Origin of the sequence: Bradyrhizobium manausense (assembly GCF_018131105.1) — a bacterium.
GTDB lineage: Bacteria > Pseudomonadota > Alphaproteobacteria > Rhizobiales > Xanthobacteraceae > Bradyrhizobium > Bradyrhizobium manausense_B.
This window is the reverse complement of sequence record NZ_JAFCJI010000001.1, coordinates 2,854,002-2,867,732: the sequence shown is the minus strand read 5'-3', so window position 1 is coordinate 2,867,732 and position 13,731 is coordinate 2,854,002. Positions and strand designations below refer to the sequence as shown.

The window sequence follows — 13,731 nt, the reverse complement described above, 5'->3', positions numbered from 1 at the left end:
CTATATCCCTGATCCCTTCGCCCGACTCAGACGGTTTCGCGCTACACAATGGCCATGCGCTTCACGCCCCAATTCCTCGACGAGCTTCGTGCCCGGCTTTCGGTTTCCGAGGTCGTGGGCAAGCGCGTCAAGCTGAAGAAGGCGGGGCGGGAGTGGAAGGGGCTGTCGCCGTTCCAGCAGGAGAAGACGCCGTCCTTCTACGTCAACGACCAGAAGGGTTTTTACCACGACTTCTCCTCCGGCAAGCACGGCGACATCATCAGTTTCATGATGGAGACCGATGGCCTGCCGTTTGCTGAAGCCGTCGAGCGGCTCGCCGGCATGGCCGGCCTGCCGTTGCCGGCGGTGACGCCGGATGCGGCACGCCACGAGCAGCGTCGGCGCACGCTGCATGACGTGATGGAGCTGGCCGCGAAGTTCTTCGCGGAAACGCTGGCGTCGCGCGTCGGTGCAAAAGCGCGCGGCTATCTCGCCGACCGCGCCATCTCGCCGGCGACGCAACTGCAGTTCCGTCTCGGCTATGCGCCGCCGCCGCCCGAGCGCTTCGCGCTGAAGGAGCATCTCGGCAAGCTCGGCGTCTCGGTCGAGGACATGGTCGAGACCGGCCTTCTGATCGGCGGCGACGACATTCCCGTGCCCTACGATCGCTTCCGCGATCGCGTGATGTTTCCGATCACGGATATGCGCGGCCGCGTCATCGCCTTCGGCGGACGCGCGCTGGAGAAGGACGTTCCGGCAAAATACCTGAATTCGCCGGAGACGCCGCTCTTCCACAAGGGCGATAATCTCTACAATCATCAGACCGCGCGCAAAGCCACCCATGATGGCAGCGCGCTGATCGTGGTCGAAGGCTATGTCGACGTCATCGCGATGGTGACGGCGGGCTTTGCCGGCGCGGTCGCGCCGCTCGGCACTGCGTTGACCGAAAACCAGCTCGCGCTACTCTGGAAGATGGCCGACGAGCCGATCCTCTGCTTCGACGGCGACCGCGCCGGGCAGAAGGCCGCGTATCGCGCCGCGGACCTCGCGCTTCCCTTCCTCGCGCCCGGCAAGAGCCTGCGTTTTGCTCTGCTGCCCGAAGGGCAGGACCCCGACGATCTCGCGCGCTCCGGCGGTCGTGGCGCGATCGAGGAGGTGATCGCGGCGGCGCGTCCGCTGGCCGACATGATCTGGTCGCGCGAGCTCGAAGGCGGCAATTTCGCCACGCCCGAGCGCCGCGCGGCGCTGGAAGCGCGCATCAAGGAATTGTCCAACGGCATCCGTGACGAGGTTGTCAGGCGCTATTACCGCGACGATTTCGTCGAGCGGCTCCAGCGCACCTTCTCTCCCGATGGCGGGCGCGGCGGCTTTGCCGGCCGGGGCAATTTCCGCCAGGGGGGCGGGGGCCGCTCGTTCCAGCCCCGCGGCGGGCAGGCGAATCGATTCGGTGGCCAGGGATTCGGACAAGGGTTTGGCGGTCGCCGCGGCGGCCCGCCGGGGCCGATTCCGCTGCCCTCCGGCCCCTATCAGGCGGCGAGCCCCCAGCTCGCGGCCAGCCCGATCATGCGCGGACAGAGAAGCGCGATCTCCCGCCGCGAGGCCCTGATCCTGCAATGCCTGATCAGCCACCCCTGGCTGTTGCATGATCACCTCGAGGAGGTGGCCGCCCTGGAGCTCGCCCACCCCGAGGCCCACAAGCTGCGGGCCGCCATCATCGCCGCCTTCGCCAACGACCATCACCACTCATCGGACCCCGGCGAGCTGGCCGAGAAAATGCGGTCTGACATCGAGAAGGGTGGATTTTCTCAGCTTCTTCAAAGAGTTGAGAATGGCATCACGAATGCGGCGGTGTGGGGCGCCCGCGAGGGCGCGGCACGGGACGACGTTCTCGCCACCTGGCATCAGCTCGTTACCTTGCATCGGCAATGGCATTCACTACTTAGGGAGCTGAAGGACGCCGAGCTGGCCTTGGGGGAGGACCCCAGCGAGGCCAATTTGGCGTGGCTGCGTGACGTCAAGGCTCGGATAGGAGAGGTCGACGGTACCGAGGCCCTGATCGAGGGTTTTGGCGAGCTGTCGGGCCGGTTCCAGAAGAGCGTGTGATGAAAGAATCATGCGGACGGCCGGGCTAGGTACCGCTAAAAGACTCGCCAAATCCTAGGTTTGGCGGCAAAAACAGGGTTAATCGAGGCTTAACGGTCTTGTAGCACTTTGGCCCCCAGGCGGCCGCAGGCAGAACAGACGCGTCAGGAATGAATCCGCGCAATAGCTGTTGGCACTTCACCTGCATCCGCTGCGACAAAGAGGCTCACGAAGCGTTAGGCAAATCCGGCGAGAGAAGGTCGGGGTGGCGAGATATGTGCGCGCCGCCCTTTCCGTGTCGAGATCTGGCGAAGCGAGAGCGTCGAGCAACAAGTTCAAGTGATTTCACGCGGGCGCGCGCAACGTCCCGCATGAAACGCGTTTAGGAGCAATGGATGGCCACCAAGGCAAAGACGCTGCAGGCGAAGGACAAGGAAAAAGACGACAAGGCAGCGGACGCTCCGGAGAAGGATTCCCAGGACGCGCCGTCGCCGTTGCTCGATCTGTCCGACGCGGCAGTGAAGAAGATGATCAAGCAGGCCAAGAAGCGCGGCTTCGTGACCTTCGATCAGCTCAACGAAGTTTTGCCGTCCGACCAGACCTCGCCCGAGCAGATCGAGGACATCATGTCCATGCTCTCGGACATGGGCATCAACGTCACCGAAGCCGACGATAGCGAAGGCGAAGAGGACAAGGACGAGGGCGGCGAGGACGAGACCGATAACGAGCTCGTCGAGGTCACCCAGAAGGCCGTCACCGAAGTCAAGAAGAGCGAGCCGGGCGAGCGCACCGACGATCCCGTGCGTATGTATCTGCGCGAGATGGGCACGGTCGAGCTGCTCTCCCGCGAAGGCGAAATCGCGATTGCGAAGCGCATCGAGGCCGGCCGCGAGGCGATGATCGCGGGCCTCTGCGAAAGCCCGCTGACCTTCCAGGCCATCATCATCTGGCGCGACGAGCTCAACGAAGGAAAGATCTTCCTTCGCGACATCATCGATCTCGAAGCGACCTATGCCGGGCCCGATGCCAAGGCCGGCATGAACAACGCGATGATCGCGGGTCCGAACGGCGAAAATGGCGAAGCGTCCGCCGAAGGCGGCCAGGCCGCAACCGCCGGTGCGCCGTCGCATGTCGCGCCGCCCGCAGCTCCGCCGTCCCCGACCCCGTTCCGCGCAGCCCAGCCCGCCCCCGGCGGCGAGACCAAGGATCCGGGCGAGGCCGCTGCCGAAGCGGACATGGACGAGGACGACGAGTTCGAGAACCAGATGTCGCTTGCGGCCATCGAGGCCGAGCTCAAGCCCAAGGTCGTCGAGATCTTCGACAAGATCGCCGACAGCTACAAGAAGCTGCGCAAGCTTCAGGAGCAGGACATCCAGAACCAGCTCCAGAACGAGTCGCTCTCGCCGCACCAGGAGCGCAAGTACAAGAAGCTGAAGGACGAGATCATCGTCGAGGTGAAGTCGCTGCGCCTCAACCAGGCCCGTATCGATTCACTCGTCGAGCAGCTCTACGACATCAACAAGCGCCTCGTCTCGCATGAGGGTCGCCTGATGCGCCTCGCCGACAGCCACGGCGTCGCGCGCGAAGACTTCCTGCGCAACTACACCGGCTCGGAGCTCGATCCGCGCTGGCTCAACCGCGTCTCGAAACTCTCGGCCAAGGGCTGGAAGAACTTCGTCCATCACGAGAAGGACCGCATCAAGGACCTCCGTCACGAGGTGCATCAGCTCGCCGCGCTGACCGGCCTCGAGATCGTCGAGTTCCGCAAGATCGTGCACTCCGTGCAGAAGGGCGAGCGCGAGGCCCGCCAGGCCAAGAAGGAGATGGTGGAAGCCAACCTCCGTCTCGTGATCTCGATCGCCAAGAAATACACCAACCGCGGCCTGCAATTCCTCGACCTGATCCAGGAAGGCAATATCGGCCTGATGAAGGCGGTCGATAAGTTCGAATACCGCCGCGGCTACAAGTTCTCGACCTACGCGACGTGGTGGATCCGGCAGGCGATCACCCGCTCGATCGCCGACCAGGCGCGCACCATCCGCATCCCCGTGCACATGATCGAGACGATCAACAAGATCGTGCGCACGAGCCGCCAGATGCTCAACGAGATCGGCCGCGAGCCGACCCCGGAAGAGCTCGCGGAAAAGCTCGGCATGCCGCTCGAGAAAGTGCGAAAAGTCCTCAAGATCGCGAAAGAGCCGCTCTCGCTCGAAACGCCCGTCGGTGACGAGGAGGATTCGCATCTTGGCGATTTCATCGAGGACAAGAACGCGATCCTGCCGATCGACGCCGCGATCCAGTCGAACCTGCGCGAGACCACCACGCGCGTGCTCGCCTCGCTCACCCCGCGCGAAGAACGCGTGCTCCGCATGCGCTTCGGCATCGGCATGAACACCGACCACACGCTGGAAGAAGTCGGCCAGCAGTTCAGCGTGACCCGCGAACGCATCAGGCAGATCGAGGCGAAGGCGTTGCGGAAGCTGAAGCATCCGTCGCGGTCGCGGAAGCTGCGGAGCTTCTTGGATAATTGATCCGAATTTCAATCAGAACGAAAACGGCGGGCCAACAGCCCGCCGTTTTTCTTTGACCCGGCTCTCGCTCCCGTCATTGCGAGGAGCTCGCGACAAAATTGCGTAGCCGCAAATCGTCCGTCAGCCCCCGGGGCCATCCCTCATGATGAAGCCCATCAGGTCGTCCACGTTGTGCTCCAAATCCCGGATAATGTTCTTGACTACGTCTCCGATCGAGATCACGCCCACGACCTTTCCGGCATTCAGCACTGGCAGATGGCGAAAGCCGCGCTTAGCCATCATTGCCATGCAGCCTTCCAGCGGATCGTCCGGTTTGATGGTCACCGGGTTGGCCGTCATCACTTGGCCCACCGGCGTCTGCTTCGCATCGAGCCCGGGCAGCAGTACTTTGATCGCACAGTCGCCCTGGGTCACGATACCAACCAGCACGTCGTCGTCGATGACGAGTACCGACCTGACCCGATTCTCGTGCATCTGGCGCAAGGCCTCGACGACCTTGTCGCCGGAACGAACATGGATCAGAACATCTCTCTTTTGGGCCAGGGCGCTTTTAACTGTGCTCATCTATCTCCCCTCGTGGACCTGTCCTCCACCGCTTTGACGGTCTGCATTGAAGGCTGGTCGAAATTTCTTGCCTTGTCTGCACCGCGCCGATGTAAGCGGGATGGCGTTTGCTATTCGATAACCTCATCGGCACGTGCAATTATCGCTGGCGGAACGACAAGTCCGAGTGCTTTCGCCGTTCGAAGATTGATAAGAAATTCGAACTTGTCCGGTTGGACCACAGGCAGATTTGCCGGATTTTCCCCTTTCAGGATACGGCCGACATATACGCCCGACAGCCTGTACCCCTCGAGCAAATTGGCCCCGTAGCTGATGAGCCCACCGGCGGTCACGTATTCGCGCCAAGGATAGACGCCGGCCATCGCGTAGTATGCTGCGAGCGAGAGAACACGCGGCCGGTTATCGTTGAAGAGCGCGTCGGCGCCGACGACCAGGCCAGTGACTCCAAATTGGGCCAATTTCTCGAAGGCAGCTTCGATCGAGGCGCTGTCACTCGTCCGAAGAACCACCAGCTCGCGACCCAAATTCTTTGCCGCCGCAAGCAGATCGTTCTCCTCGATATCAACACCGGGACGATTGGCGTTGATCAACGCTCCGAATGGCCGGCCTGCTGGAACGAGCTCACTCAATAACTCAAGACGCTTGGCGTCGAGCTCAATCGTCAGCCCCGCGTTTCCGGTGACATTGCCGCCGGGGCGATTGAGACTTGTTACCAGGCCACTCTTTACTGGGTCTGAGACAGCGGCAAATACGATTGGGATCGTGCTGGTGGCAGATTTGGCGGCAAGCGCCGCCACAGGGCCTCCGGCCGTTGCGATGACCGAAACTGATTGACTAACAAGTTCAGCCGCCAGCGCTGGCAGGAGTTCATAGTGATCGTCTGCCCCACGGTACAGAATGCGCAAGTTGTCGCCTTCGACGAAGCCGGCTTCCTTTAGCCCGCGACGAAGGCCCCCGGACTGATCCTCGCGCAATTTGGCTGGTCCGCTACTGAGCACACCGATAAGAGGCGACATCGGCCTCTGTGCCCGAAGCGAGAGGGGCCATGCCGCCGCGCCACCACCTAAAAGGTTTATGAACTCGCGACGTCGCATGCTTTCCTTCGTGCGTCCGACTGTCTCCACCGCAACACTAGCACAGGCGTTCGGGCGGTGGGAGATCATGCCTGCTTCGGGTCATGAGCGTCGAGTTGGCAGTACGCCGATCATTTCCGGTTTGCCCTCGACAGCCGATGTTTCGACGATCACTGGTTTTCGTCGGTACGGGCCAAAGCCTTCGTATCGTCAGTTTCAGCCGAAGACGTTTACCTGGCTTTCTCTCGGACTATACTTCCGAGGCGAAAGGCGCATCGATGCCGGCTCATCTCACCGTCTGGTACAACACCCGCTGCCCCGTCTGCGATGCCGGCATCGACTGGCAGCGCAACAAGCTGCTGGCGCTGGTGCGCGCGGGGACGGTCGAATTCAGGGATATCAACGAGCAGCCCGATGCGCTGGCGCAGTTTGGCGCCTCGCTCGACGACATCAGGCGGCGCCTGCATGCGACCGATGAGGCCGGTCGGCTCATCGTCGGTGCGGATGTCGCGATTGCGCTGTGGCTGTTAACGCCGCGCGAGGGATGGCTTGCGGCGCTATCAGGCAATCGCGTGGCGCTGCCGTTCACGCGCTTCTTCTACGATCGTTTCGCCGATCTGCTGTTTGCCTGGAACAGATGGTGCGGGCGCTGGTGAGCGCCGCGCGATCTACTTCTTCTTCGCACCGACCCGCTCGATCCGCTTGATCTCGATCGCCGGTCGCCCGCCCTTTTCGGCGATCTCGCGGTCCTGCTCCATGATGAAGTTGCGCGCGGGTTCGTCGCCGTCGAGGCCGCCGAGGAGTTCGGCAGGGACGCGGCGGTTGGAGCGTTGGGTGTCGTCTTCATAGAAGACGTTGAAAAAGGCGAACTCGCCCTTCGGGTTGGTTCCGGGTTTTTTGGCCATGGCGGCTTGTCGTCGATCAGGGCGCCGCAGTCAAATGACTTCGCGCAGATGTCGACATCCCTCGAGACCGGAATACCGGCGGAGCTGTTGCATTGCGCCCATTTTCGGCCAGCAGCGGCCTGGTGCCTGCGAGCGGCCTGTCACCAAAACAAACGGCGGGCCGATAAGCCCGCCGCTTGTTTTGGTCTTGCGTCGCCCGGGGCTGGCAGGGCAACAACCTGAGATAGAAGACTATCGCCTGCGCGTTGCGATGGCAAGGTAAATCGTCGCAGCGATGATGTCGCAGCAAGCGCATCAGATATGCAGCTGATGTCATCACGGGTTCCCGCAATTTCGAAAAGCAATGCCTGGATCTTCGACATGGTTGTTCATCTTGCCGCGCCTCGCAGCGTCGCGAGAACGCGCGTGCTGGCCGGCACTGAGCTGCAGGGACTCGCGACCATGCGCAGCGGCCACTCCGTATCGTCAGCCATGATGGTGGATCGCATGACGCTTTCGGGATGCGGCGCGGGCAGGCGCCACGTCGAAGGTTTGCGATGCTGGCACGATACCCCTGTTTTGCCCGACGGGTCAAGTTGATTCGGAAAAGGCGCAATCGATTGTCCGCCATATTCCTACTGTGCATGGGGTTGTTTTCCGGTTTTTGTTTCGGTGCAGTTGGCGTGGGCAGCCGATATGGATCGGTCTGGTCGCTTTGACGCGAGTTCCGTTCCCGGGCATGATCAGCAGCTCGTTTCGCGCCCACGTCATGAGGAATGTTTCGGATGTTGAGATCGCTTTTCGCCGCCGCAATCATCGTTACGCTGGCCGGCGGCTCGGCGCAGGCCGCGCGCTGCGGCGGCGACTTCAACAGCTTCGTCGCCAGCATGACGGCGGAAGCGCAAGCCGCCGGCGTCTCGGCGGGCGTGACCAGCGCGGCGTTCGGCGGCATCACCCAGGATGGCGCCGTGCTCGCCTTCGACCGGCGCCAGCGCTACACCTTCAACAAGAGCTTTGAGCAGTATGTCTCGACCCGCGTCGGGCCCGGGCGCATCAATGGCGGCCGCGCGCTGCTCCAGCGCCATGCGGCGCTGCTCTCGCGCATCGAGCAGCAGTTCGGCGTGCCCCGGCAGATCCTGGTCGCGATCTGGGGGCTGGAGAGCGATTTCGGCAAGGGCGACATGGGCAAGCTGCCGGTGATCCGCACGCTCGCGACGCTGGCGCATGACTGCCGCCGCACCGAGCTGTTCCAGGGCGAGCTGCTCGCCGCGCTCAAGATCGTGCAGCGCGGCGACCTGCCGCTGCGCGACCTCATCGGCGCCTATGCCGGCGAGATCGGCCAGACCCAGTTCCTGCCGTCGTCCTACATCAAGTACGGCGTCGATTTCGACGGCGACGGCCATGTCGACCTCCGCCACAGCGTCGCCGACGTGCTCGCCTCGACCGCAAACCTCCTGCACTCGAACGGCTTCAAGATGGGCCAGCCCTATGGCGAAGGCACGGCGAATTTCGATGCGATGCGCGAGTGGAACAGGGCGGTGATCTACCGCAAGACGATCGGGTATTTTGCCGACCGGCTGGTGGGGCAGTAGAGCGGCTGCTGGTCTCGTAGGGTGGGCAAAGGCGCGAAGCGCCGTGCCCACAGATCCTAGCGTTGCTGGAAGCCGTGGGCACGCTTCGCTTTGCCCACCCTACAGCAGCGGAGGGTGAGGTGAAGCCATTGCGTCCCTCACGTCCCCTTCGCCATCTTCTCCAGCCGCCGCTGCAACGTCGCCCAATACGTTCCCGGACGGAAGCGCTGCAGGATGTCCATGAAGCGAGCGTCGTTGCCGATCAGGATGCGCGGCTCGTTTCGCTCGATGCCCCTGATGATGCGCAGCGCCGCATCCTTCGGCGTCGTCCGTGCCGCGGCCTCGAACCGGTCGATCATCTGCGCGCGGCGCGCGTTGTCGGTGACGCCAGCTCCGGTGCGCGATGAGCGCGCGATGCTGGTGGCGACGCCGCCGGGATGCACCACCGACAATTTGACCGGGCTGCCCGCGACCGCGAGCTCGTGGCGCACGCTCTCGGAAAAGCCGCGCACCGCGAACTTCGCCGCCGCGTAGGCCGATTGGCCGGGCGGCGCGATGATGCCGAAGATCGAGGAGACGTTGACGATATGCGCCTCTGCCTGCGTCTTCAGGTGCGGCAGGAACGCGCGCGTGCCGTGCACCACGCCCCAGAAATTGATGTCGAACAGCCAGTCCATCTGCGCCTGGTCGATCTCCTCGAACGTCCCCATCAGCGCCACGCCGGCATTGTTGATGACGATGTTGAGCGCGGGATGCGCAGCGATGGCATCGCTTGCGAACTGCGCGATGTCATCGGCCTTGCCGACGTCGACGCGATGCACGCTGATCTTGCGTCGCGCGCCGATCTCGGCGGCGAGCGATGTCAGACCGGCCTCGTCGCGGTCGGCCAGCGCGAGGTCACAGCCGCGCTGCGCCAGTTCAATTGCGAGCGCGCGACCAATGCCGCTCGCCGCTCCCGTGATGGCGGCGGGGCCGCGAATCACCGTCATGATGCCTCCCGTCAAGATCCGCGAGGGGAACACGGATGTACATTTTTTCAGAAATGAACCGAACCCTCGTCCGGTTCCAGTTTTAACATGGGTTACTTGGGCAAAGCCAAGCATTGGAGCCACCAATGGGACAATCAAAACCATTTCCGGCAACGGCACTCATCGTTGAAGACGACCTCATGCAGCGGGAGATGTTGTGTCTCCTCCTCGAAGAAAGCGGGTACCAAGTCATCCAGTGCGAAAGCGCGGAAGCCGCCGAGCGTGTGCTGGAGAAGAATGCCGGCGCGCTCTGCCTGATGCTGACCGACGTGCAACTCGCCGGCCGCATGAGCGGCGTCGAGCTCGCCCACGTCGCCAAGGATCGCAATCCGCAACTCGACGTCGTCGTCACCTCGGGCCGCCCCTTGATGCAGCCCTTGCCCGACGGCGCAAAATTCTGGGCCAAGCCGTGGGCGCCGCTCGACGTGCTGCGGGAAGCCGAGATCGCTCAGCTCAACTGAGGCGCGCTGACCGGGTCGTGACTTCTCGACAGGCGGCGAGGGTGGTAGGGACAGGACATGTCCTGGTCCTTCCTGCTCACCTCGCTCATCGTCGTCGCCTCGCCCGGCACCGGCGTGCTCTACACCCTGGCTGCGGCGCTGACCCGCGGTTCGCGCGCCAGTGTCGCGGCGGCGTTCGGCTGCACGCTCGGGATCGTGCCGCATATGGTCGCGGCGATGCTTGGCCTTGCCGCTGTGCTCCATACCAGCGCGCTGGCCTTCGCCGCCCTGAAATGGTGCGGCGTGGCCTATCTGCTCTACATGTCCTGGCAGGCGCTGCGCGAGACCGGGACGCTGGCGGTCGAGGGTGAGATCAAGGAGCGCTCGAGCGGCCGGGTCATCGTGACCGGCTTCCTGATCAACATCCTCAACCCGAAGCTCTCGATTTTCTTCCTTGCCTTCCTGCCGCAGTTCATCGCGGCGGACGAGGCGCATATGCTGGCGCGCATGCTGGAATTGAGCGGCGCCTTCATGGCCATGACCTTTGTGGTCTTCGTCGCCTACGGGCTGTGCGCGGCGTCGGTGCGCGAGCGCGTCATCTCCCGGCCCGGCGTGATGGCGTGGCTGCGCCGCTCCTTTGCGGCCGGCTTTGCCCTGCTGGGCGCCAAGCTCGCCTTCGCCGAGCGCTAGCCAATCAAAAAGCGGGCCTTGCGCCCGCCGTCTTCAAACTCTCTTAGCCTTACTCGACGCCCGGGCGGAGCGTGCTCCACCCGGGCAAAGAACATGCGGCGCTACTTCTTCTTGGCGGCCTTCTTGGCCTTCTTCTTCGTCGCCTTCTTCGCCTTCTTCGCTTTCTTAGCCATAGGATCCTCTTAAGGGTTAATGGTGAAACGCGACACGAGGAACGCTCGGCGGAGGGCCAGCCTCGCAACATCCTCGATGACAAACTCAGCAGATTCGCGCGTCTCTGCCCCGTGCCGTCACATCTGTGTCATCCCGTTATCCACAGCTCAGATGCATTTTGGGGTGCTTTTTGTCCGCGAATCCGCTTCGCGGTCAGCTTCGACGCGATCGCACGTCGACGATCGCGGCGTGCCTAACGATCTGATAACCGAAACGCGCCGTTCACGAATCCAAAACCAAGGGCACGCTTTCGACTGTTGCAGTGAGGTTCCGTTAAGCGCAACCGCGCATGATCCTCCGCAAGAACACGGGGACGGGTCATGGACGAACTTCTGCTGGAGACAGGGGGCGGGACGCTACGCGTGCTGCGGGCGCCATGCTGAACGTACCGACGCTTTGGATGGTCTTCGTCGTCAATTTTTCGGCGCTCGGCCTGATCTGGGCCTATGTGACGCGCTCCTATCCGAAATTCGAGGCCGCACGTTACTGGATGGCATCCGCCTTCGTCGGCGCCGCCGGTGCGATGGCGGCGCTGATCCGCCTGTTCGTCGATTCCCCTGTGCCGCTGCTGTTCGGCGCCGCCGGCATCATGGCGGCGAGTTGCCTCGCCGCGATGGGCATTCAGCGCTTCTATGATCGGCCGGCCCATCTGCGTCTTATCCTTGCGACGGCCATCGTGAGCCTCGCAGGCGTCGTGGTCTTCATGGTCGGTTTCGATCAGATGCAGCTGCGTATGCTCTGCTACACGATTGGCCAGGGCCTGCCGCTTGTGCTGTCGCTGCGTCTGTTGCTGTCGCCGCCCGAAGGCCGCGTCAGTCCCGGTGCGCGGCTGTCCGGCATCGTGATCCTCACCATCATCGGGATCTTCCTAGTCCGAACCGGCGGCAATCTGCTCGGTTACGATTTCTCGGCGCGGGCGGGTGGCCAGACCCATGCCATGATGGTGCTGGTGCTGCTCTTCCTGTCGATGACGCTCAATTTCGGCTTCCTGCTGATGGCGATGGATCGCCTGCGCAACGAAGTCGCCGACCTCGCACTGCTCGACGATCTCACCGGCGTCGCCAATCGCCGCCATCTGTTGCAGCGGCTGTCGGAAGAATGCGCTCGCTCGGAGCGCAGCGGCGAAGCGTTCTCGCTGCTTGTGATCGATCTCGACGGCTTCAAGACCATCAACGACACCCATGGCCATGCCGCGGGCGATGCCTGCCTCCAGCATTTTACGCTGATGGCGCAGACGCGTTTGCGGCCGGGCGACATGCTCGCCCGCACCGGCGGCGACGAGTTCTGCGTCGTGCTGCCGTCCTCCTCCTTGCGCGAGGGGGCGCTGATCGCCCGCCGTATTCTCGAGGTCTGTCGCCAGGATGCCGCCGGCTGCTCCGGCAACGACATCCCGATTGCGATCTCGATCGGCGTTGCCGAATGGGACCGTGGCATCGGGCAATTCCCCGACAGGCTGATCGCGCACGCCGACCACGCCCTTTATGCCGCCAAGAAGAACGGCAAGAACGATTTCGCGGTCTATGATCCGGCCCCGCCGCTCGCGCCCGAGCCGGTCGAAGCCGCGCGCAAATTCGCCTAGATCCTGCTACGCTGGGTCCGCTGTTGGATCCCTGTGATGCTGTCCCGCCTTGTCGCGGCTGTTCTCGCCGCCTTTCTGATCGCCCCGGTCGCCGCAATGGACGCCGAGCTCAGCAAGCTCGCGCGGAGCACCGGCACGCCCGACATTCCCGGCCTGAAAATGGTCTGGCTCGCGCCGTGGGGCGATGTTGCGAGCGCCCACCCCTGGCGCAACATCATCGTGCACCAGACCGAGGGGCCATCGGGCTCGGCGCGGGGCGGCGCCGAGGCGCAGTCCAGGAATCCGACCCGGCGCGGCGTGATGGTCTGGGTCGAGACCGACGGGACGGTCTACTGGGCGGTTGCCGATAATCTGGTGCCGACCCATACCGACGGCGCCAACCGCAACGACAACAAATACATCGACAACACCGCGACCTATCATCAGGTCGTGCGTGACAATTCGATCGGTGTCGAGTTCGCCGGCAACTATCCCGATGTCGCGACAGGTCCGACCGTGGCGCAGGTCGCGGCGTGGAAGATCCTGGTCCAGGTGCTGCGCGCGCGCTACGGCATTCCGCTCGACCACGTCTATGCGCATAACTGGATCGACTTCAAGGACGCCCGCTATTGCGAAGGCTGCTGGCTCGCAACACTGGCGCGGACCTGGGGCGAGTAGCGGCAGAGCCTACACCGGCTGCCCCATCCAGCCGAACAAACGCCGGATCAAGCCCGGCTGCTCCGGCAATTCCGGCGGCCCGTCGGCGGCCAGCACGCGCTTGAGGAAGTAATCCAGAAACACCATGTCGTTCGGCTCGGTGACGGTGAATTCCTCCTCGCCGAAGTAGACGCTGTAGTTGAAGAAGAACGGACCCATGATCGGGATCGTCGCGGTCGAGGCATAGTCCTTGGAGATGACGAACTCCGTGGGATCGAGCCCGTGATCCCGCATGGCCTGCTCGACCAGCGGCAGCTTGCGCATGAACTGGGCGGAGAAGCCGCCGACGGTGGATTGCAGGATGATCGACACGGCGCGCGTCCGTTCCCTGGTAGTCCGATATCGTTTGTCGGCTGACCCTTCACCTGCGTTCAAGATGCCTGCCGACGCCACGCGCGACC

General features: G+C 63.4%; 14 protein-coding genes. 8 read left to right on the top strand and 6 right to left on the bottom strand.

Annotated features, from left to right (window positions below; translation table 11 throughout):
• The first annotated feature begins 54 nt into the window (after positions 1 to 54).
• Both dnaG and rpoD read left to right on the top strand, forming a co-directional pair.
• The gene (dnaG, locus tag JQ631_RS13655; RefSeq protein WP_212328600.1) at positions 55 to 2,082 is read left to right on the top strand and encodes a DNA primase; all 2,028 of its coding nucleotides are present in this window, start codon (positions 55 to 57) and stop codon (positions 2,080 to 2,082) included.
• A gap of 374 nt (positions 2,083 to 2,456) precedes the next feature.
• Positions 2,457 to 4,592, top strand: coding sequence for an RNA polymerase sigma factor RpoD (rpoD, locus tag JQ631_RS13650; protein ID WP_212326862.1), 2,136 nt, complete (start codon positions 2,457 to 2,459; stop codon positions 4,590 to 4,592).
• Between the two features lie 120 nt (positions 4,593 to 4,712).
• Here the strand turns inward: rpoD and JQ631_RS13645 are convergent, their stop codons facing one another.
• Together JQ631_RS13645 and JQ631_RS13640 are read right to left on the bottom strand one after the other, a co-directional pair.
• Complete coding sequence (locus JQ631_RS13645) at positions 4,713 to 5,156, bottom strand: CBS domain-containing protein (protein WP_212326861.1); 444 nt, start codon at positions 5,154 to 5,156, stop codon at positions 4,713 to 4,715.
• 110 nt (positions 5,157 to 5,266) lie between these two features.
• Positions 5,267 to 6,172, bottom strand: a complete 906-nt coding sequence (locus JQ631_RS13640; RefSeq protein ID WP_212326860.1) for an ABC transporter substrate-binding protein — start codon at positions 6,170 to 6,172, stop codon at positions 5,267 to 5,269.
• 335 nt (positions 6,173 to 6,507) lie between these two features.
• Between JQ631_RS13640 and JQ631_RS13635 the strand changes: the two genes are divergently transcribed.
• Positions 6,508 to 6,885 (top strand): thiol-disulfide oxidoreductase DCC family protein, encoded by a 378-nt coding sequence (locus JQ631_RS13635; protein ID WP_212326859.1) that lies wholly within the window; start codon positions 6,508 to 6,510, stop codon positions 6,883 to 6,885.
• Positions 6,886 to 6,897: 12 nt separating this feature from the next.
• Here the strand turns inward: JQ631_RS13635 and JQ631_RS13630 are convergent, their stop codons facing one another.
• Positions 6,898 to 7,134 (bottom strand): hypothetical protein, encoded by a 237-nt coding sequence (locus JQ631_RS13630; protein WP_212326857.1) that lies wholly within the window; start codon positions 7,132 to 7,134, stop codon positions 6,898 to 6,900.
• Positions 7,135 to 7,274: 140 nt separating this feature from the next.
• On the bottom strand, positions 7,275 to 7,496 hold the full coding sequence (locus JQ631_RS13625; protein ID WP_212326855.1) for a hypothetical protein: 222 nt from the start codon (positions 7,494 to 7,496) through the stop codon (positions 7,275 to 7,277).
• Positions 7,497 to 7,898: 402 nt separating this feature from the next.
• On the opposite strand from JQ631_RS13625, the gene JQ631_RS13620 reads away from it, so the two are divergent.
• Entirely contained in the window at positions 7,899 to 8,705 is an 807-nt protein-coding gene (locus tag JQ631_RS13620) for a lytic murein transglycosylase (protein WP_212326853.1), read from the top strand.
• Between the two features lie 137 nt (positions 8,706 to 8,842).
• Here JQ631_RS13620 and JQ631_RS13615 read toward each other — a convergent pair whose 3' ends face one another.
• A complete protein-coding gene (locus tag JQ631_RS13615) occupies positions 8,843 to 9,673 on the bottom strand; it encodes an SDR family NAD(P)-dependent oxidoreductase (protein ID WP_212326852.1) in 831 nt (276 codons plus the stop codon).
• Positions 9,674 to 9,798: 125 nt separating this feature from the next.
• Between JQ631_RS13615 and JQ631_RS13610 the strand changes: the two genes are divergently transcribed.
• From JQ631_RS13610 to JQ631_RS13595, 4 genes are all read left to right on the top strand, one after another.
• Positions 9,799 to 10,173: a response regulator gene (locus JQ631_RS13610; protein ID WP_212326851.1), complete on the top strand. Its 375-nt coding sequence runs from the start codon at positions 9,799 to 9,801 to the stop codon at positions 10,171 to 10,173.
• Between the two features lie 57 nt (positions 10,174 to 10,230).
• Positions 10,231 to 10,842: a LysE family translocator gene (locus tag JQ631_RS13605; protein WP_212326850.1), complete on the top strand. Its 612-nt coding sequence runs from the start codon at positions 10,231 to 10,233 to the stop codon at positions 10,840 to 10,842.
• Between the two features lie 589 nt (positions 10,843 to 11,431).
• The gene (locus JQ631_RS13600; protein ID WP_212326849.1) at positions 11,432 to 12,634 is read left to right on the top strand and encodes a GGDEF domain-containing protein; all 1,203 of its coding nucleotides are present in this window, start codon (positions 11,432 to 11,434) and stop codon (positions 12,632 to 12,634) included.
• A 33-nt stretch (positions 12,635 to 12,667) separates the two neighbouring features.
• On the top strand, positions 12,668 to 13,291 hold the full coding sequence (locus JQ631_RS13595) for a peptidoglycan recognition protein family protein (RefSeq protein ID WP_349644980.1): 624 nt from the start codon (positions 12,668 to 12,670) through the stop codon (positions 13,289 to 13,291).
• Between the two features lie 9 nt (positions 13,292 to 13,300).
• Here JQ631_RS13595 and JQ631_RS13590 read toward each other — a convergent pair whose 3' ends face one another.
• The gene (locus JQ631_RS13590; protein WP_212326847.1) at positions 13,301 to 13,642 is read right to left on the bottom strand and encodes a hypothetical protein; all 342 of its coding nucleotides are present in this window, start codon (positions 13,640 to 13,642) and stop codon (positions 13,301 to 13,303) included.
• Positions 13,643 to 13,731 lie beyond the last annotated feature (89 nt).

Coding starts and splice junctions, on each gene's coding strand:
- dnaG (WP_212328600.1), top strand. CDS start 55: ATGCGCTTCACGCCCCAATTCCTCGACGAGCTTCGTGCCCGGCTTTCG.
- rpoD (WP_212326862.1), top strand. CDS start 2,457: ATGGCCACCAAGGCAAAGACGCTGCAGGCGAAGGACAAGGAAAAAGAC.
- JQ631_RS13645 (WP_212326861.1), bottom strand. CDS start 5,156: ATGAGCACAGTTAAAAGCGCCCTGGCCCAAAAGAGAGATGTTCTGATC.
- JQ631_RS13640 (WP_212326860.1), bottom strand. CDS start 6,172: ATGTCGCCTCTTATCGGTGTGCTCAGTAGCGGACCAGCCAAATTGCGC.
- JQ631_RS13635 (WP_212326859.1), top strand. CDS start 6,508: ATGCCGGCTCATCTCACCGTCTGGTACAACACCCGCTGCCCCGTCTGC.
- JQ631_RS13630 (WP_212326857.1), bottom strand. CDS start 7,134: ATGGCCAAAAAACCCGGAACCAACCCGAAGGGCGAGTTCGCCTTTTTC.
- JQ631_RS13625 (WP_212326855.1), bottom strand. CDS start 7,496: ATGTCGAAGATCCAGGCATTGCTTTTCGAAATTGCGGGAACCCGTGAT.
- JQ631_RS13620 (WP_212326853.1), top strand. CDS start 7,899: ATGTTGAGATCGCTTTTCGCCGCCGCAATCATCGTTACGCTGGCCGGC.
- JQ631_RS13615 (WP_212326852.1), bottom strand. CDS start 9,673: ATGACGGTGATTCGCGGCCCCGCCGCCATCACGGGAGCGGCGAGCGGC.
- JQ631_RS13610 (WP_212326851.1), top strand. CDS start 9,799: ATGGGACAATCAAAACCATTTCCGGCAACGGCACTCATCGTTGAAGAC.
- JQ631_RS13605 (WP_212326850.1), top strand. CDS start 10,231: ATGTCCTGGTCCTTCCTGCTCACCTCGCTCATCGTCGTCGCCTCGCCC.
- JQ631_RS13600 (WP_212326849.1), top strand. CDS start 11,432: ATGCTGAACGTACCGACGCTTTGGATGGTCTTCGTCGTCAATTTTTCG.